Annotated in this window: 15 protein-coding genes; 7 read left to right on the plus strand and 8 right to left on the minus strand. The window is 70.0% G+C overall.

Features of this window, described 5'->3' with window-relative positions; translation table 11 throughout:
* The first annotated feature begins 13 nt into the window (after positions 1-13).
* Genes C8E96_RS11925 through C8E96_RS11940 form a run of 4 tightly spaced genes read left to right on the plus strand, consistent with a single transcriptional unit; the run spans position 14 to position 4,495 of the window.
* Complete coding sequence (locus C8E96_RS11925; protein ID WP_091378643.1) at positions 14-1,798, plus strand: SDR family oxidoreductase; 1,785 nt, start codon at positions 14-16, stop codon at positions 1,796-1,798.
* Positions 1,798-2,649 (plus strand): metal-dependent hydrolase, encoded by an 852-nt coding sequence (locus C8E96_RS11930; RefSeq protein ID WP_091378642.1) that lies wholly within the window; start codon positions 1,798-1,800, stop codon positions 2,647-2,649. The genes C8E96_RS11925 and C8E96_RS11930 overlap by 1 nt, the downstream gene beginning before the upstream one ends.
* The gene (locus C8E96_RS11935; RefSeq protein WP_091378640.1) at positions 2,649-3,671 is read left to right on the plus strand and encodes a PDR/VanB family oxidoreductase; all 1,023 of its coding nucleotides are present in this window, start codon (positions 2,649-2,651) and stop codon (positions 3,669-3,671) included. Before C8E96_RS11930 ends, C8E96_RS11935 begins: the two co-directional genes overlap by 1 nt.
* Positions 3,672-3,682: 11 nt before the next feature.
* Positions 3,683-4,495 carry an alpha/beta fold hydrolase gene (locus C8E96_RS11940; RefSeq protein WP_091378637.1) on the plus strand — a complete coding sequence of 271 codons (813 nt, stop codon included), beginning with the start codon at positions 3,683-3,685 and terminating at the stop codon, positions 4,493-4,495.
* 60 nt (positions 4,496-4,555) lie between these two features.
* On the opposite strand, the gene C8E96_RS11945 is transcribed toward C8E96_RS11940, so the two are convergent.
* From C8E96_RS11945 to C8E96_RS11970, 6 genes are all read right to left on the minus strand, one after another.
* Positions 4,556-5,509, minus strand: a complete 954-nt coding sequence (locus C8E96_RS11945) for an LPXTG cell wall anchor domain-containing protein (protein ID WP_133794371.1) — start codon at positions 5,507-5,509, stop codon at positions 4,556-4,558.
* A gap of 830 nt (positions 5,510-6,339) precedes the next feature.
* Positions 6,340-7,242 (minus strand): coiled-coil domain-containing protein, encoded by a 903-nt coding sequence (locus C8E96_RS11950; protein WP_091378633.1) that lies wholly within the window; start codon positions 7,240-7,242, stop codon positions 6,340-6,342.
* 89 nt (positions 7,243-7,331) lie between these two features.
* Entirely contained in the window at positions 7,332-7,685 is a 354-nt protein-coding gene (locus C8E96_RS11955; RefSeq protein ID WP_091378631.1) for a VOC family protein, read from the minus strand.
* On the minus strand, positions 7,682-9,673 hold the full coding sequence (locus tag C8E96_RS11960; RefSeq protein ID WP_091378627.1) for an SDR family oxidoreductase: 1,992 nt from the start codon (positions 9,671-9,673) through the stop codon (positions 7,682-7,684). Before C8E96_RS11960 ends, C8E96_RS11955 begins: the two co-directional genes overlap by 4 nt.
* A gap of 120 nt (positions 9,674-9,793) precedes the next feature.
* On the minus strand, positions 9,794-10,756 hold the full coding sequence (locus tag C8E96_RS11965; RefSeq protein ID WP_091378624.1) for an ATP-binding protein: 963 nt from the start codon (positions 10,754-10,756) through the stop codon (positions 9,794-9,796).
* 103 nt (positions 10,757-10,859) lie between these two features.
* Positions 10,860-11,996, minus strand: a complete 1,137-nt coding sequence (locus C8E96_RS11970; RefSeq protein WP_091378622.1) for a polysaccharide deacetylase family protein — start codon at positions 11,994-11,996, stop codon at positions 10,860-10,862.
* 414 nt (positions 11,997-12,410) lie between these two features.
* Between C8E96_RS11970 and C8E96_RS11975 the strand changes: the two genes are divergently transcribed.
* Positions 12,411-13,223 (plus strand): Bax inhibitor-1/YccA family protein, encoded by an 813-nt coding sequence (locus C8E96_RS11975; RefSeq protein WP_091378619.1) that lies wholly within the window; start codon positions 12,411-12,413, stop codon positions 13,221-13,223.
* Between the two features lie 55 nt (positions 13,224-13,278).
* Here C8E96_RS11975 and C8E96_RS11980 read toward each other — a convergent pair whose 3' ends face one another.
* Both C8E96_RS11980 and C8E96_RS11985 read right to left on the minus strand, forming a co-directional pair.
* On the minus strand, positions 13,279-14,499 hold the full coding sequence (locus C8E96_RS11980) for an acetyl-CoA C-acetyltransferase (protein ID WP_091378617.1): 1,221 nt from the start codon (positions 14,497-14,499) through the stop codon (positions 13,279-13,281).
* 101 nt (positions 14,500-14,600) lie between these two features.
* Entirely contained in the window at positions 14,601-15,413 is an 813-nt protein-coding gene (locus C8E96_RS11985) for an SGNH/GDSL hydrolase family protein (RefSeq protein WP_228770034.1), read from the minus strand.
* Between the two features lie 145 nt (positions 15,414-15,558).
* Here C8E96_RS11985 and C8E96_RS11990 point away from each other — a divergent pair, with 145 nt between their 5' ends.
* Both C8E96_RS11990 and C8E96_RS11995 read left to right on the plus strand, forming a co-directional pair.
* Positions 15,559-16,938, plus strand: coding sequence for a cystathionine beta-synthase (locus tag C8E96_RS11990; protein ID WP_091378614.1), 1,380 nt, complete (start codon positions 15,559-15,561; stop codon positions 16,936-16,938).
* Positions 16,939-17,033: 95 nt separating this feature from the next.
* Positions 17,034-18,380 carry a hypothetical protein gene (locus C8E96_RS11995; RefSeq protein WP_091378611.1) on the plus strand — a complete coding sequence of 449 codons (1,347 nt, stop codon included), beginning with the start codon at positions 17,034-17,036 and terminating at the stop codon, positions 18,378-18,380.
* Positions 18,381-18,393 lie beyond the last annotated feature (13 nt).

Consider the following 18,393-nt stretch of genomic DNA (forward strand, 5'->3'; position numbering starts at 1 on the left):
CGGGAGTCGCCCCATGACCAGCGTTCCGCTCCGGTTCCCCGAGGAAGCCTCGCAGCTCGTGGTCCGTCGTCGCACCGTCCGCAGCGGCGAGGTCGACCTGGCGGTGTTCGAGCAGGGCGACCCGACGGACCCGACGATCCTGCTGGTCCACGGCTTCCCCGACACCCACCGGCTCTGGGACGGCGTCGCCGACCTGCTGGCCGAGAACTTCCATGTCGTGCGCTACGACGTGCGCGGCGCGGGCGACTCGACGGCCCCGCGCGACCGCTCCGGCTACCGCGCCGAACTGCTCTCCGAGGACCTCATCGCCGTCGCCGACGCGGTCAGCCCCCGCGAGCCCGTGCACCTGGTCGCCCACGACTGGGGCTCCATCCAGTGCTGGGAGCCGGTGACCGACCACGCCGTGTCGCACCGGATCAAGTCCTACACGTCGATCTCCGGGCCGAGCATGGACCACGTCGGGCACTGGATCCGGCAGCGGCTGCGCAAGCCCACCCCGGCGCACCTGCGTCAGCTCGCCGCCCAGCTGACCCACTCCTGGTACGTCTACCTCCACCAGGTCCCGCTGCTGCCCGAGCTGCTGTGGCGCACGGTCATCGGACCGAACTGGGCCAAGCTGCTGGAGAAGGTCGAAGGCATCCGGCACGTGCCGGGCCACCCGGTGCCGACCATCGGCGCCGACGCCGCCCGCGGGGTCCAGCTCTACCGGCTCAACATCTTCAACCGGCTCCGCTCGCCGCGCACGCGCACCGCGGACCTGCCGGTGCAGATCATCATCCCGACCCGCGACAACTACGTCTCGGCGGGCCTGGCTCAGGGCGTCGAGCAGTGGATCGGCAAGCTGTGGCGGCGCACGCTCGTCGCCGGGCACTGGGCGCCGGTGTCGCACCCGGACGCGATCGCCCGGATGGTCGAGGAGTTCGTCGACCACATCCAGGGTCTGCCGATGACCCGCAGCCTGCAGCGGGCCAGGGGCGGCTCGGCCGACCAGGAGTTCACCCACCAGCTCGTCGTCGTCACCGGCGCGGGCCGGGGCATCGGGCAGGCCACCGCGCGGGCGTTCGCCCACCTGGGCGCCGAAGTGGTCGTCGCCGACCTCGACCTCGACGCCGCCCGGCAGACCGCCGCCTCGATCGGACCCGCGGCCTACCCGTACCAGGTCGACGTCGCCGACGAGGACGCGATGCGCCGGTTCGCCGATGACGTGGCCGCCGAGCACGGCGTGCCCGACATCGTGGTCAACAACGCGGGCATCGGGATGGCCGGGGCGTTTCTCGACACCACGACCGCCGACTGGCGGCGGGTCCTCGATGTCAACCTGCTCGGCGTGGTCCACGGCTGCCAGATCTTCGGCGCGATGATGGCCGAGCACGGCGAGGGCGGCCACATCGTCAACCTGGCGTCGGCCGCCGCCTACACGCCCAGCCGGACCATGTCCGCGTACGCGACGAGCAAGGCCGCCGTGCTGATGCTGTCGGACTGCGTGCGCGCCGAACTGGCCGACAACGGCATCGGCGTCAGCGCGATCTGCCCCGGCATCGTCGCCACCGACATCACCAACACGACCAAGTTCACCGGCGCCGACGACGTCGAGCAGCAGCGGCTGCGGCAGAAGGCCACCAAGGCGTACGCGCGTCGCGGGTTCGGCCCCGAGAAGGTCGCCGCCGACATCGTGAACGCCGTCCGCAGCGGCGCGGCCGTCGTGCCGGTGACCCCGGAAGCCAAGATCGCCCGGTTCGGCTCACGATTCGCCCCCGGCCTCATGCGGGCCGCCGCCCGTTGGGATGTGACGCGCTGATGGACGAGAACCTGGTCCTGCACCCGAGGAACGTGCGCTTCGACTGGTCGTCGGTCCCCCTGCACTGGGTGCCCGGCGAGCCGCTGACCACCCACACGATCAATACCCTGCACGTCGTCCTGCCCGAAGGTGAGCGCTGGTTCGTCGAGGTGTTCCGCGAGGCGCTCCCGCTGATCACCGATGACGAGCTGCGCGTGCAGGTCACCGGATTCATCGGCCAGGAGGCCATGCACGCCGAGGCGCACCAGGGCGCGGCCGACCACCTCGCCGCCCAGGGGCTCGACCCGACACCGTTCGTCGCGCAGATCGAGTGGCTGTTCCGCAAGCTGCTCGGCGACCGCGACCTGGCAGGCGCGGCGAAACACCAGTGGCTGCTGGAGCGGCTGTCCGTCATCGCCGCGATCGAGCACTTCACCGCGGTCCTCGGCCAGTGGATCCTGAACTCCACGCCGCTGGACAAGGCGGGCGCCGACCCGACCATGCTCGACCTGCTGCGCTGGCACGGCGCCGAGGAAGTCGAACACCGCGCCGTCGCCTTCGACCTGTACATGCATCTCGACGGCCGCTACCCGCGGCGAATCCGCACGATGATCGCCGTCGCGCCGGTGCTGGGATGGCTGTTCGTGCGGTCGGCGCGCTGGCTCATGGCCAACGACCCGCTCAAGCCGGGTCGCGCTCGCTGGCGCGACTACTTCCGCGCCGCGCGTCGCGGACTTCTTCCGCGCCTGAGTGAGCTGATTCCCGCGATCTGGCGCTACCTGCCGCGCAGCTACCACCCGCGCAACGAGGGATCGACCGACCAGGCCGTGGCGTACTTGGCGCAGTCCCCGGCGGCGAAGGCGGCCGGCTGATGCAGCCACCTCCCGATCTGTACGGCCGTCCCCGTGCTGACCGCCTGTTCAGCGCGCTCGCGCCGGTGGTCGCCGGATACCAGCGGCTCAGTGAGCGCAGCGCGCGCCGTCAGCCCGCTGTGCGGTCGGTGGACCGTGACCTGACGCTGGTCGTGCGGTCCGTGGTCACCGAAGCCGAGGGCGTGGTGTCGCTGTGGCTCACCGACCCGACCGGCGACCTGCTGCCGGGCTGGCGGCCGGGCAGCCACCTCGACGTCACCCTGCCCTCGGGCACCCGTAGGCAGTACTCGCTGTGCGGCGACCCCGCCGACCCCACGGTGTACCGGATCGCGGTCCGGCTCGTCGGCACCGGATCGGCGGAGATGCACGCGGTCGCCGAAGGCAGCACGCTCACGGTTCGCGGGCCGCGCAACGCTTTCCCGTTCGTCGACCGCGGGCCGTACCTGTTCGTCGCCGGTGGCATCGGGATCACGCCGATCCTGCCGATGGTGCGCATGTGCGCGCGGCGCGGCGTCGACTGGCGGCTTGTCTACACGGGACGGACACGGGAGTCGATGCCGTTCCTGGACGAGCTTTCCGCGCTCCCCACGACGGACCGGGTGCGGGTGGTCCCGGACGATGGCGTTCCCGACATCGCCGACCTGCTCGCCGATGCCCCGGCAGGCGCGTCGCTGTACTGCTGCGGCCCGACCCCGATGATCGACGCCGTCCGTCGCGAGTGGACTGGTCCGCTGCACTTCGAACGGTTCTCCCCGCCCCCGGTCGTCGGTGGGAAGCCGTTCGAGTTGCAGCTCGGCACGGACGGTCCGGTCGTGCCGGTCGCCGCCGACGAGTCCGCGCTCGAAGCGCTGCGGCGCGCTCGGCCCGGCGCGGCTTATTCGTGCAGGCAAGGGTTTTGCGGAACGTGTCGGGTCCGCGTGATCGACGGCGAGGTCGAGCACCACGGCGGTGCGGTGGCCGACGGCTCGATGCTGGTGTGTGTTTCCCGGGCGGCGGGCGACCGCCTCGTCCTGGACGTGTGAGAGGAAGCGTGATGGCTCCGAAGATCGAGGTCAGCTACGAGCGGCGCGGTCAGGGCGACCCGGTGGTCCTCCTGCACGGCATCGGACACCGTTGGCAGGCTTGGGAACCCGTGCTCGACCGGCTCGCCGAGCGGCACGACGTGATCGCGCTCGACCTGCCCGGTTTCGGCGCGTCCCCGATGCCGTCCGGCGTGTTCTACAACGTCGACGGCGCCATCGACATGCTCACCGAGGTGTTCGACGACCTCGGCGTGCCCAATCCACACCTGGCGGGCAACTCCCTGGGCGGCATGCTTTCGCTGGAGATCGCCTCCCGCGGCCTCGCCCGCTCGGTGACCGCGTTCGCCCCGGCGGGCTTCTGGTCGCCGCGTGACCGGGCCTGGGCGGTCCGTGTGCTCAGCGCGCTGCGCGCGTCCGGGCGAACGCCGCAATCGGTGCGGGACAAGCTGTTCCAGCGCAAGGCCGTGCGCATCCTGGGCGGCAGCATCCTGTTCGGCAGGCCGTCGGCGATCACCGCGGAGGTGATGCTGGCCGACATGGCGGCGATGGTCGCCTGCGAGGGTTTCGACGCGGTGATCAACAGCGGTGCGTCGGACTACGTCTTCAACTCGCCCCCACCCGCCGTGCCGGTCACGGTGGCCTGGGGATCGCGCGACCGCGTCCTGTGGCCCCGCCAGGCCAAGCGTGCCGCCGAACTGCTGCCCGCGGCCCAGCACGTGTCGCTGGTGGGCTGTGGCCACGTGCCGATGAGCGACGACCCGCAGCGGGTCGCCCAGCTCATCCTGGACACCTGCGAGGCGGCCGCGGTGGACGCCGCCGCCTGATGGCGAACACAAAGGGCCCCAGGCGTTTCGCGCCTGGGGCCCTTCGCGTTCAGCGAGCTATCAGACCTGCATGCCGCGCTTGCGGCGGACCATCCACACCGCGCCCGCGCCACCGGCGACGAGGACGAAACCGCCGATCGCCAGCGGGATCACGGCGTTCACGCCGGTCTGCGCGAGGTTGTCGGCGTTGGCGGCGGGCGTGACACCGCTGCCGTCGACCGGGACGGCCGAGGCCGAGGTGGGCGTGGTGGAAGCGGGCGGCCACGCGGCCGACGAGGTCGGGCTCGGCGTCGCGGTGACGCTGCCACCGGGGGTCGACGACGGCGGCGTGCTCGGGTTGGTGCTGGGGCCGCCGGTGCCGGGCTCGGTCACGACCGTGCCGGGACCGGTGCACTTGGCCTGCGACAGGATCACCTCGGCCTGGGCAACATCGCCGAGCTTGATGCCCGCGACGTTCCCGCCGACGCTGACGCGCAACGCGTTGACGGTCAGGGTGTTGCCCGAGGCGACCTTTTCGTTGATGTAGACCGTGATCGCGTCGGTGACCGAGATCTTGCCGGTCAGCGCCACGTCGATCTTCTGGCCGTGCACCCACACGTCGACGAGCTTCGAGTCGCCGGTGACGGTCTTGCCGTCGGACACGCAGGTGGAGGTGACGAGCTTGGCCTTGACCAGGCCGAGGATGTCGACATCGGCGATGCTCGCGGAGCTGGTGAGGACACCGGCCTTGAGCTCGGACGCCGCGTTGAGCAGCTTGGCGTGCCCGGCGCCAGGAAGGATCTTGTTGCCATCGATCTTGACGACCGACTTGTCCTGCCCGGCCGGGTAAGTGGCCTTCGGCAGCGGGTCGACGTTGACGGCGAGCGAGTTGAGCAGCTTGGCGTTGACGGAGACCGCGAAGGCGCTGCCGGTCTGGCTCTCCGCGGCGAACGCCGCGGGAGCGGCGAGCGCGGCGGCCAGCGTGGCGGTGCCTGCCAGGCCGCAGGCGAAGGCGAGCATACGAGTACGACGCACGGATAACTCCAGATTGGTAATGCGCAAGATGGGTTCTTGGGGGGATGCCAGAATCTCGGTCCCGGGGCCGGAGCGCAAGGTCTTCCTAGTCACTGAAACGCTTGTCTGGTAACGGTTTCGACATCGTGTGGGGGGATGAGCAGAAAAGCGACAGTCCACTGTGGATGTATTTGTGAGCCATAACAAAAATTGGGTCGCGCAGGTGGGGGTGATGTGACGGGGGTGGGGGTGTGGGCGGGCCTCATTCACTTTCTTCGGCTGCCTGGTTGCGTGGGTGGGCTCGCCGGCTGACTTCGCGGGTGGGCTTGCCGGCTGGCTTCGCGGGTGGGCTTGCCGGCTGGCTTCGCGGGGGTGCCTGTTTGGGTGGTTCGCCTTGATTTGGGGACCCCGGAAATGGACCTGCGCGGGGAAAGCGGGCAGGTGGAGGAACTGCCCCGCGCCGCGAAAGTTTAGGTCCATTTCACCCCAAATCAAGGCGAACCACCCAAACAGGCAGGTGGGGTTCGGCCCGTTGCGTGTGGGGTGGGCGGCTTCGCTTATGGCGTTGGGCGTTGGGCGTTGGGCGTTGGGCATCGGGCATCGGGCATCGGGCGTCGGGCCACGTGGGTGTCGGGCGACCGCGCCGGCGCGGTCATGCCGGAGATCACCCCGAGCGGTCGAACGGCGCCGCTCGGCGTGAGGGTCAAGAGGCGTTGCCGATCTGCTTCCGCAGGCTGCGCCGCCTGTCAGCGGCCCAAGCCCATTCGCGACGGTCACGCCGGCAGCCGCCGCACTAGCGGTTGGGGGTTGAGCCGGGCGGTGTTCCCGCCCAGCCCGCTAACCCATGCCGGCTATCGCGCGGGGGAGTGGTTGCGCTGGTTCGGGGTCGGGCGCTGCATCGGGTGCGTGGTGGCCGCGTTGGGAGGGGTGTCCGACATCAGCTCGGCCTCCGCCTCCAGTGGCTCCAGCATCTTCGAGCTCTGCGTCAGCAGATCGTGGGTGCCGCGCAGCTTGCCCGCGACCTGGTCGCGCAAGGCGGTGAGCCGTTCGACCTTGCCGGTGGCCGTGGCGATGCGCCTGGCGGCCTCGTCGGTGGCGTCTTGGACGCGCTTGCGGGCCTCTTCGGTGCTGGCCTTGCGGGCGGCTTCGATCTCACGCCGCAGTTCTTCGCGCTTGGCGGACATTTCCTGCTCGAACTGCTGTTCCACCCGCTGGCGTTCGCGTTCGGTTTGGTCGTCGATCTCCTTGGTGCGCGCCTCCGCCGCCGTGGTCATCGCCTCGACCTTGGCGCGGGCCTTGGTCATGATCGACTCGTGTTCGGCGTGGATCTCGGCGTGCTGGCGGTCCAGGTCGGCGAGCAGGTTGCGGTAGCGCTCCTGCAGCGCGGAGGACGCCTCCTCGGCGGCGGACCACGCGGTGTCGGCGGCGGCCTGCGCGCGGGTGGTGATCTCCGAGGCCTGCGTCTTCGCCAGGTGCAGCGCGCGGGCCGAGCGCTCGGTGGCGTTCGGGGCCGAAGCGGCCGCGGCGGCGGTGCCGATCTTGTCGAGGCGCTCGGTCAGCGCGGCGATGTCGCGGCGCGCTGCCTCAAGCTGGGCGGCCAGGTCGGCGGCTTTCGCCCGGGCGTCGTCGCGCTCGGCGGCCAGTCGCAGCGACTCCGATTCCGACTTCTCCACGAACTGCTTGACCTGGTTGCGGTCGAAGCCATGCCGCGCCACGGTGAAGCCGGCGGGGTCACCATCCTGGAGAGCAGCCATACCCGCGACGGTACCGGTGCTCACCCAAACGGCAACACGACGGCCACGCGATGGGATGAATCCTCACCCAACCGTGTCCCAACCGCCGTCTACTCGGGAAGGTCGAACGCGGTCGGGTGGCGTGGCTCATACAGACCCACGCTCCCGCCGCTGGGCAGTGCCACCGCGGTCACCCTGCCCCACCCCGCGTCGGTCACCCCACCCGTGAAACGGGCGCCCCGCGCGGACAGGTCCGCGACGGTCGCGGCGATGTCGTCGCAGGTCAGGTAGAGCGCGTGCGAGTCGCTCTCGGCCGGGTGCACGCCCACCTCGGCAGGCGGCAGCCGGAAGATCAGCCAGCCGTCGCCCGCGTCCACATGCGACAGACCGAGGACGTCGCGCAGGAACGCCCGGTCCGCCTCGGCGTCGCGCGAGTAGAGGATCGCGTGGGTTCCGGTGATCACCAGTGGAACCCCTTGGTGAGCCGGGCCAGCGCGGTCGCCGCCGCCGTCAGGTTCCGCTCGCCCTTGCCGATCTTGATCCCGCCGGATCCGCCCGCCGCCGCGGAGTCCGGGAAGATGCGGTAACCCTGGTACGCCACGGCGTCGACGAACCCGGGCGCGATCGCGTACGCGGTCTGGATCATGAACCCGGCGGGTGTCCCGATGTGCTTGGGCCGGTTGAGCAGCGCGTCCTTCACCATGTCCGCGGCCTGCTCCGGCGACTTCGTGGGGAAAGCGTCGTAGATCTTCGTCGGGCGGATCATCGGCGTGCGCACCAGCGGCATGTGCACGGTCGTGAAAGTGATCCCCGCGCCGTGCGTCTCGGTGGCGACGATCTTGCTGAAGTAGTCCAGCGCCGCTTTCGACGCAACATACGCCGAGAACCGGGGCGCGATGCCCTGCACGCCGATCGACGACACATTCACGATGTGCCCGTAGCGCCGCTCGGTCATGTGCGGCAGCAGGGCCAGGATCAGCCGCACCGCGCCGAAGTAGTTGATCGCCATGGCGCGCTCGTAGTCGTGGATGCGGTCATAGGACAACCGCACCGCACGGCGGATCGAGCGGCCCGCGTTGTTCACCAGCATGTCCACGCCCGGCTGCTCGGCCAGCATGCGCGACACCGTCTTCGCGACCGACTCGTCGTCGGTGAGGTCGCACGGGTAGACGAAGGAATGCCCGCCCGCGGCCGCGATCTCCGCGCGCACCTCCTCCAGTTCCGCCTCGCGCCGGGCCACCAGCAGCGGCACCCCGCCCGCCGCCGCGACCTTGAGCGCGGTCGCCCGGCCGATGCCCGACGACGCGCCGGTGATCACCACGCGCCGTCCGTCGAGGCGGCCGCCGTGGCCTTCGCGCCGGGCGCGCAAGGGATCGAGGTGCTCGCGCCAGTAGCGCCACAGGACGTCGGCGTACGCGCCCAGCTTCGGGACCTCGATGCCGCTGCCCGCGAGCGCGGCCCGGGTCTTCTTGGCCTCGAAGCGCGGCTCGAAGGTCAGCGTGGTGAGCAGCACCGGCGGGATGCCCAGCCGGTCGAGGACCGCGTCACGCGCGAGGGACACACCGGGGACGTTCTCGGCGAACTTGACCAGGCCGAGCAGCGGCGCGCTGATCCGCCGGTCGAGCGTGGCGGCGGCCCGCGGCGCGCCCGCGGCCTTGGCGAAGGCGTTGTAGACCTCTTTCACCGACTGCGGTTCCGGGGAGACCAGGTGGAACGTGCGGCCGTCGAGACCGGCCTGGTTCACCAGGTACGCCATGGCTTTCGCGACATAGTCGACGGGGACGATGTTGGTGTCGCCGATGTCGGGGAGCACCACCGGCACGTGCGGCACGGAGTCCAGCCGCGATAGCGCGGAGAAGAAGTAGTACGGGCCGTCGATCTTGTCCATCTCGCCGGTGGTCGAGTCGCCCACGACGATCGCGGGCCGGTAGACCCGCCACGGCACCTGGGTCTGGGTGCGCACCAGCCGCTCGGACTCGAACTTCGTCCGGTGGTAGGCGGTGACCAGGCGCTGGCCCGCGTCGAACATGTCCTCGGTGAACTTGCCGCGGTAGTCGCCCGCGACCGCCACGGACGACACATGGTGCAGGCAGCCCGCGTTCAGCTCGGCCGCCAGCTCGATCACGTGCCGGGTGCCGTCGACGTTGGCGATCACGCTCGCCTCGTCGTCGGCGGTCACGTCGTAGAGGGCCGCGAGGTGCACCACGTGGTCGACGCCGGTGAGCGCGAGGACGTCACTGTCGGTGATCCCGAGGCGGGGCTGGGACACGTCGCCCACGACCGTGCGAACGCGGTCGGCCGCGGGCCAGGTCCGCGACGCCCGCTCCAGCCGCTCCCGTGATTGCTCACGGACCAACAACCAGACCTGATCGACATCGTCACGGGTGAGCAGTTCCCGCACGAAGTGCCTGCCGATGAGCCCTGTCGCGCCGGTCACCAGGTAGGTCGCCATGGTCGTCCTCTCGGTGTGTCCTCGGCTCCGAGCATGTCACTGTCCGTCGTGGATGCAAACGACAGTGGGCCCGCCGTCGATACGGCGGGCCCACTGTGGCAACGGACTCAGTGCTGGTGCTCAGGCGAAGAGGGTCACGGGTCCGGGGACGAACTCGGGGTCGACCTGGTCGGCGAGGTCGCGGCCGGAGCGGTTGCCCCAGGCGCGCGCGTACCGCAGGTGGAAGTCGACGGCCTGGCGCTGATACGTCGGCCAGTCCTTCTCGACGCCGTCGACAAGCTCGCGCATGGCCCGCAGCGCGGCCCGGTTCTCCGGCTCCAGGGCATCGATCGGCCGGATCTCGCCGCGCTCGGCGGCCCGCACGTGCGCGGAGCGGCCGACCCAGGTGAGCAGGTCGGCGCCGACCTGCTCGCGCAGGAAGTCGAGATCCTCGGCGTCGCTGACCTTGTTGCCGACCACCGCGAGCTTCACACCGAAGTCGGCCGCGTAGCCGAGGTACTGCCGGTAGACACCGACGCTGCGCACCGTGGGCTCGCACACCAGGAACGTGACGTCGAAGCGGGTGAACAGCCCGGAGGCGAACGAGTCGGCGCCCGCGGTCATGTCGACCACCGCGTACTCGTCGGGGCCGTCGACCATGTGGTTGAGCAGCAGCTCCACCGCGCCGACCTTCGAGTGATAACAGGAGACGCCGAGATCGTCGTCGGCGAACGCGCCCGCGACGCCGACCCGGATGCCCTCGACCTCGCGGACATAGTCCCGGTAGAGCGGGTTGTCGTCGTCGACGCCGACCAGACGCGATCCGCGTCCCGGCGGGGTCGTCTTGATCATGTCGGTGGCGGAGAGGATCCGCGGGTTGTCCCCGCGCAGGTACTCCTTGAGCTGCGGGATGTGCTCGCCGAGGGTCGGGATGGCCTTGGCTTGCTCGTCGGTGGCGCCCAACGCGGCGGCCAGGTGCTGGTTGATGTCGGCGTCGAGGGCGAGCACCGCGGGGGCGGGCCGCTCGGCGGCGAGGTGGCGCAGGAACAGCGAGGCGAGCGTGGTCTTGCCGCTGCCGCCCTTGCCGACGAACGCGATCTTCACGGTAGGTCTCCAGGCATGGGGGATACCTACTAAGTGATATCGGTTTTCATTATCCTTGGCAAGTCGGGGATCTTCCCATCACCGGTTCGGGTGCTCCGGGGCATCAGTTCGGCTCGGCGACCTGCGCGTTCGGCATGGCCCGGTACTGGTCGAGCACGGCCGGGTCCTGCAGCTTCATCCAGTCGATGACCTCGGTGTACGTCGCGCAGACCGTCTCCGGCTTCGCGCAGACCCCGCCCATGAACTGCTCGACCGCGGTCATGAACCCGCCGCCCGACCACGAGTTGAAGTGGTTGCCGACGACCATCGGCGCGCGGTTGCCGTCGAAAGCGGCCTGGTAGGCGCCCATGTAGGTGTCGAACGCGATCTTGCTGAACTCCTCGGCGCGCGCGGGCTCGTCCTTGGCGCGGTTGAGGATGTACCAGAGGTTGTAGTCCATGAGGATCGTCTTGCGGTACCCGACGCCCGGCACCTTCACCGTCGGCATCGCGAACTCCCAGACCCCGCTCTGCAGGCGCGGCCAGGCGAGGCCGTCGCTGACCTGGCTGGAGTCGTACGTCATGCCGAGGGCGGCCAGGGTCGGCATCAGCTCGTCGAACTTGCCCTCCAGGCACGGGGTGCGGCCGCCGTCGATCATGTCCGGGTTGACCTTGAGGCCCTTGGCGCGGGCGTCGTCGACGAACTTGAAGAACTGGGCGAGTTCGTCGTTCCACTGCGCGGCGCTCCACCGGCCGCCGCTGGGCTCGCTGCCGCGGCAGAAGTGGCCGTTGTAGTGCGTGCCGATCTCGTGGCCCCGGTCGACGGCCTCGTTGAGGTCCGCGATGAGCGTGGTGACGTCCTGTTCGCTGCCGCCGAATCCGATCGACGCCTTGCCCGGCTTGTGTCCCGGTCCGGTGTATTCGGTCCGGCGTCCGTCGTTGAGGAGGTAAATGCCCGAGAGGAATCCGGAGAAATGCGCGTCGACGCCGTCGGCGATCTTCATCATCTTCTGCCAATGGTCATGCGACCCGGCGCCGTCGAACGAGAAGATGACGAATTGCGGCGGCTTCTCGCCCGGCTTGAGTTTGCGCTGCCACTGCGGCGGCGCGGCCTCCGACTGGCTCGTCTGCGGCACCGCGGTGCCGTTCAGCGTCCTCGCCGAGCCCTGGGGTCGGGCGGTCCCGATCACGATCAAGATCACAAAGGTGATCATCAGAGCGATACCGAGCCCGACGACTTCCCAGCGTCTACGCGTTTTCATCGGACTCCCCATGGGCTCGCGGTGGCTTGTTCCTCCCGTACCTGAAGACGCGCATGCACAAATGCGGTTGCCCCACAGTAATTACCCGGGTAGCCATTTTTCTTGAGCGACACGGAGCCTGGTTGCTACGCGCGGGAGACGCAATCCACCTGGCGGGCGACTCGAAAAGCCGACTTGGTCACCGGAGAGTCTCGATTTGGTCCGATCGGTCGTCCCGGAAGTGGTTTCGGCTCACGACCGGGTGGCGGCCTGGTTACCCTGGGCGCGCCCGCGACGGAGGTCGTCACGGGCGTGCGGGTTCAGGTCCCCGAGCAGGCGCCGGTGGGTAAAGTAGGTTTTACCCAGCCGGGAACCGGTCGGCCAGGTCGATCGTTGAACCCCGTGAAGGCGCCATTCAGGCCCAGGAGGATCAAGGTGCGTTCTACGAGCAACCCCGCGTTCCGCAACCTGCCCGTGGGCGGGTACGGGCCGCAAGCGGGCTTCCAGCCACAGGCCCAGGGCTACCCGGGCCAGCAGCCCCCGTACGGCGGCTATGAGGCGCCGCCGACCACCGGCGACCGCCCGATGACGGTCGACGACGTCGTCACCAAGACCGCGACGACCATCGCGGTCGCGCTGGCCACCGGCATCGTGACCGCGATCGCCGTTCTCAGCGGTTCGATCAGCCCGTGGCCGCCGATGATCGGCGGTCTGATCGTCGGTCTCATCCTGTCGCTGGTCATCATCTTCAAGAAGACCCCGAACCCCGCGCTGGTGCTGGCGTACTCGGCGGCTGAGGGTGTGTTCCTCGGTGCGATCACGGGCGTGTTCAACGCCCTCGTGCCGGGTATCGCCCTGCAGGCCATCCTGGGTACCGCACTGGTGTTCATCACGATGCTGGTCGTCTACAAGACCGGCGCCATCAAGGTCACCCCGAAGCTCACCAAGTGGATCATCGGGGCCACCGTGGCCGCCGCCGGTCTGATGCTGGTCAACCTGCTGCTGTCGTTCATGGGTGTCGACTTGGGCATCCGCGGCAACGGCCCGCTGGCCATCGGCGTCAGCCTGCTGTTCATCGGCATCGCGGCGTTCAACTTCCTGCTCGACTTCGACATGGCGGACCAGATGATCCGCAGCGGCACCCCGTCGAAGTGGGCCTGGTACGTCGCGTTCGGCCTGATGACCACGTTGGTCTGGCTGTACCTGGAGATCCTGCGCCTGCTGTACATGCTCAACAGCAGCGACTGATCCAGACAGACAAAAGGGGCGCCCCGGCCAAAGCCGGGGCGCCCCTTTTCGTGTCTTAACTCAAGCGCTCCAGGACCATGGCCATGCCCTGGCCGCCGCCGACGCACATCGTCTCCAGGCCGAACTGCTTGTCGTGCCACTGCAGGGAGTTGATCAGCGTGGTGGCGATGCGGGCGCCGGTCATGCCGAACGGGTGGCCGATCGCGATGGCGCCGCCGTTGACGTTCAGCTTGTCCTCCGGGATGCCCAGGTCGCGGGCCGAGGGGAGGACCTGCGCGGCGAACGCCTCGTTGATCTCGAACAGGTCGATGTCATTGACCGTCAGACCCGCCAGCGCCAGCGCGCGCTTGGAGGCCTCGACCGGGCCCAGGCCCATGATCTCCGGCGACAGGCCGGACACGCCGGTGGACACGATCCGCGCCAGCGGGGTCAGGCCCAGCTGCTTCGCCTTCGTGTCGGACATGATCACCAGGGCCGCGGCTCCGTCGTTGAGCGGGCAGCAGTTGCCCGCGGTGACCCGGCCGTCGGGGCGGAAGACCGGCTTGAGGGTCGCGGTCTTCTCGTAGGTGATGCCGGGGCGGGGACCGTCGTCGGTGTCGACCACGCGGCCGTCGGGCAGGGTGACCGGGGTGATCTCGCGGGCCCAGAATCCCTCCTTGATCGCCTTCTCGGCCAGGTTCTGCGACCGCACGCCGAAGTGGTCCATGTCCTCGCGGGTGACGCCCTTGAGCAGGGCGAGGTTCTCCGCGGTCTGGCCCATCGCGATGTAGGCGTCGGGGACGATGCCGTCCTCGCGCGGGTCGTGCCACTCGCCCGCGCCGCTCTCGGCGACGGTCTTGGTGCGCGCGACCGCCTCGTCGAAGATCGGGTTGCGGGTGTCGGGCCAGGAGTCGGAACTGCCCTTCACGAACCGCGACACGGTCTCCACGCCCGCGGAGATGAACACGTCACCCTCGCCCGCCTTGATGGCGTGCAGCGCCATCCGCGTGGTCTGCAGCGACGAGGCGCAGTAGCGGGTCACGGTGCAGCCGGGCAGGTGGTCGTAGCCGAGCAGGACCGAGACGATGCGGCCCAGGTTGTTGCCCTGCTCGCCGCCGGGCAGGCCGCAGCCGAGCATCAGGTCGTCGATCTCGGTCGGGTCGAGCGCGGGCACCTTGTCCAGGGCGGCGCGCACCATCTGCGCGGTGAGGTCGTCCGGGCGGATGTCGACCAGCGACCCCTTTCCGGCGCGGCCGATGGGGGATCGGACCGCTGAGACGATGACTGCCTCTGGCATGGCGGGACTCCTTCGCGATAGCCGGTTCCACACCGAAGGTTACTCCTGGGTAACCACGGTGCCGGGCCGAGGCGCGAGGCGGAGCGCCCGCGCTCAGCCGCTTATCGCGAACTTTTCCACACACCACCCGCCGCGCACAGCGGGGCGAGCATCACGCCCGCGGCGAGCGCGTAGCCGTCGCCGTTGGGGTGGAAGCGGTCCGGGCTGAAGTATTCGTCGGGCCGGTCGCGAAACCACGGCCCCAGGATCGCCGCCATCGGCACCGACGTCGCCTCGGTGCGGTTGAGCTCGCGGGTCTGCGCCCGGGCCAGCGCCCGACTCCAGTGCTGCGCGAGCGTGCGCAGCGGCTGCGGGATCGGCCGGATCGTGCCCAGGTCGGGGCAGGTGCCCACGACGACAGCGGTGCCCGCGTCGGTCAGCCTGCGCACCTGCTCGGCGAGCAGCGCCGCCGACGTCCCGATCCGCATCCGGGCGGTCACGTCGTTGCCGCCGATCATGACCACCGCGACGTCCGGCGGGTCGACCAGCGCGGCGTCGATCTGCGGGATGAGGCCGGTGGTCCGCGACCCGCTCACCGCGTGCGTGACGAGACGTACCGGCCTGCCGGACTCCTCGGCGAGCGCCCTGGCCAGGACCACGCCCGGCAGCCGGTCGGGCGATTCCGCCCCGAGGCCCGCCGCGCTGGAGTCGCCGAACATCGCGAACCTGAGCACGTCGGTGCTGGACAGCGCCACCGGGCCGGTGCCGTCCGGGCGGTACACCCCGTCGGCGTTGAACGGCAGGTCGCGGGGGACGCCGATGATCGTTCTGGCCTGTCGTGACTGGGTGTTGAGCAGGGTGTAGGCCACACCGGACAGGCCGCCGACCGATCCGGCCGTCATCGCGGCCACGCGCAAAGCCCGAAGTCCCACCATCGCTGCCTCCTCCCGGTCCTTAAGAGACGTATCGCACAAGTCGGAAGTTCCTTACGCAAGCGCGGACCGCAACCTCGCGGATGGATGCACGCGGGCGGATAGGCTGGCGTGCGTAGTTTGAGTGAGACCCCACAAAGGAGCTCCGGTGCAGTACGTCGACCACATCATCGACCTCGTCGGCGACACGCCGCTGGTCAAGCTGAACTCACTGGCCAAGGGTCTGGCTCCCACGGTGCTGGCCAAGGTCGAGTACTTCAACCCCGGCGGCAGCGTGAAAGACCGCATCGCCGTGCGGATGATCGACGCGGCGGAGAAGTCCGGCGCGCTCAAGCCCGGCGGCACGATCGTCGAGCCCACCTCCGGCAACACCGGCATCGGCCTGGCCCTGGTCGCCCAGCGCCGCGGCTACAAGTGTGTCTTCGTCTGCCCGGACAAGGTCAGCGAGGACAAGCGCAACGTCCTCAAGGCCTACGGCGCCGAGGTCGTGGTCTGCCCCACGGCCGTCGCCCCCGAGCACCCGGACTCCTACTACAACGTCTCCGACCGCCTGGTGCGCGAGATCGAGGGCGCCTGGAAGCCGGACCAGTACTCCAACCAGGAGAACCCGCTCAGCCACTACTACTCGACCGGCCCCGAGCTGTGGACGCAGACCGAGGGCAAGATCACCCACTTCGTCGCGGGCGTCGGCACCGGCGGCACGATCTCCGGCACCGGCCGCTACCTCAAGGAGGTCAGCGACGGCCGGGTCCAGGTGATCGGCGCCGACCCCGAGGGCTCGGTGTACTCCGGCGGCACCGGCAGGCCGTACCTCGTCGAGGGCGTCGGCGAGGACTTCTGGCCGACCGCGTACGACCGCGACGTCGCCGACGAGATCATCGCCGTGTCCGACGCGGAGTCCTTCCACATCACCCGCAGGCTCGCCCGCGAGGAAGGCCTGCTGGTCGGCGGCTCGTGCGGCATGGCCGCCGCGGCCGCGCTGCGCCTGGCCGGCCGCCTCGGCCCGGACGACGTCGTCGTCGTGCTGCTGCCCGACGGCGGCCGCGGCTACCTGTCCAAGGTGTTCAACGACTCGTGGATGGCCCAGTACGGCTTCCTGCCGCCCGAGCATTCCGGCGCCACCGTCGGCGACGTGCTCCGCCGCAAGAGCGCGTCTGGCCACTCGGTTCCCGAGTTCATCCACGCCCACCCGGGCGAGACCGTGGCCGACGCGGTCGCCGTGCTGCGCGAGTTCGGCGTCAGCCAGATGCCCGTGGTCAACGCGGAGCCGCCGGTCATGGCCGCCGAGGTCGTGGGCGCGGTCAACGAGCGCGACCTGCTCGACGCCCTGTTCACCGGCAAGGCCGCGCTGGCCGACCGGGTCGAGCAGCACATGTCCCCGCCGCTGCCGACCATCGGCGCGGGCGAGCAGGTCAGCGCCGCGATGGGCGCGCTGTCCTCGGCCGACGGCGCGCTGGTACTCGTCGACGGCAAGCCCGCGGGCGTGGTGACCAGGCAGGACCTCTTGGGTTTCCTGGCAGGCCGTTAACCGATTGTGGACGTAACCGACGCACTTCCGGCGTATCCGATAGCGTTACCGGCGATGCAATCTGACATTCCAGGTCAAAAGGGGTGGGAAACCCGATGAGTGCTCCCCAGCCGCCGAACGAGCCTTGGCAGGGCCAGCAGTGGCCTGGGCAGCCCGGCCCGGATCAAGGCCAGGCCCAGCAGCCCGGGCAGGGCTTTCCGCCCCCGCCAGAGCCCGCCGAACAGTACTCGGCGCCACCCGGTGACAACACCGGTGCCGACGGCGTCGAGCGGACCCAGGCCATCCGTCCTGGCCAGCCCCTCCCGAGTGCGAGCGGCGACGACGACAGCAGCGACCGCACCCAGGTCGTGCGGCCCGGACAGGGTGCTCCGTCGGGCAACCCCAACCAGGCCGAGGCGACCCAGATGGTGCCGCCCGGCTCCGTCCCGCAGTCCCCGCCCTACGCCCAGCCCGGCGCCCAGCAGTCGCCTCCCGGCGGCTTCGGGCAGCCCGGTCAGCCGGGTCAGTTCGGTCAGCAGCAGGGCTTCCCGCCGCCGCAGCAGCAGCATGGCGGGTTCCCGGGGCAGCAGCAGGGCTTCCAGCCCGGCGGCTACCCGCCGCCCGGATTCGCCCAGCAGGGCGGACTCGGCGGCCAGCCGAACTTCGGCGGTCCCGGTGCCAACACGGCGATGATCTCGATGATCCTGCTCGGTGTCGTCGCGGTGCTCGGTCTGATCAGCGCGATCATCACGATCACGCTGTGGTCCGACATCGGCGGTGCGGCGTCGTCGGAGGTGAGCAGCGGCTGTTCGAGCCTGCCCGCAGACCTTCAGGCCGACTGCGAGCGGGCGGCGGAGCGGTTCGCAGAAGAAGTGAAGATCCCGTTCCGGTTCCACCTTTACATGATCATGTTCTTGCTGGGCTCGCTCGCGGCCATCGGTGGCGCGGCGCTGCTCTTCCTGAAGAAGAACCTCAACATCGCGCACTTCGTGGTGCTCGGCGGTGGTGCCCTCCTGGTCCTCACCTCGATCATCATCGCGATCGAGGGCGGCATGCCGGGTCGGGTCGTCACGCTCCTGATCTTCGGTCTGGCGATCGCGGGCGCGGGTGCGCTGGCGTTCTTCCCGCAGACCAAGGGCTACCTCTACGGCAGCGCGCCGCTGGGTGGTCCGGGCGGCGGATTCGGCGGTCCGCCGCAGGGTGGATTCGGCCAGCCGCAGCCTGGTTTCGGGCAGCCGCAGGGCTTCGGCCAGCCCCAGCAGGGCTTCGGCCAGCAGCCGCAGCAGGGTTTCGGTCAGCAGCAGCCGGGTGGCTACGGTCAGCCGCCGCAGACGCCGCCGCCCGGATTCCCGCCGCCGCACCAGCAGCAGCAGCCCGGTGGCTTCGGCGGTCCGCCGCCGCAGCAGGGATACGGCCAGCAGCCGCCTCCCGGTGGACAGCAGCAGCCGCCACAGCAGTGGTGAACTAGCGACGGCG

This window comes from Actinokineospora alba, from assembly GCF_004362515.1.
Taxonomy (GTDB): domain Bacteria; phylum Actinomycetota; class Actinomycetes; order Mycobacteriales; family Pseudonocardiaceae; genus Actinokineospora; species Actinokineospora alba.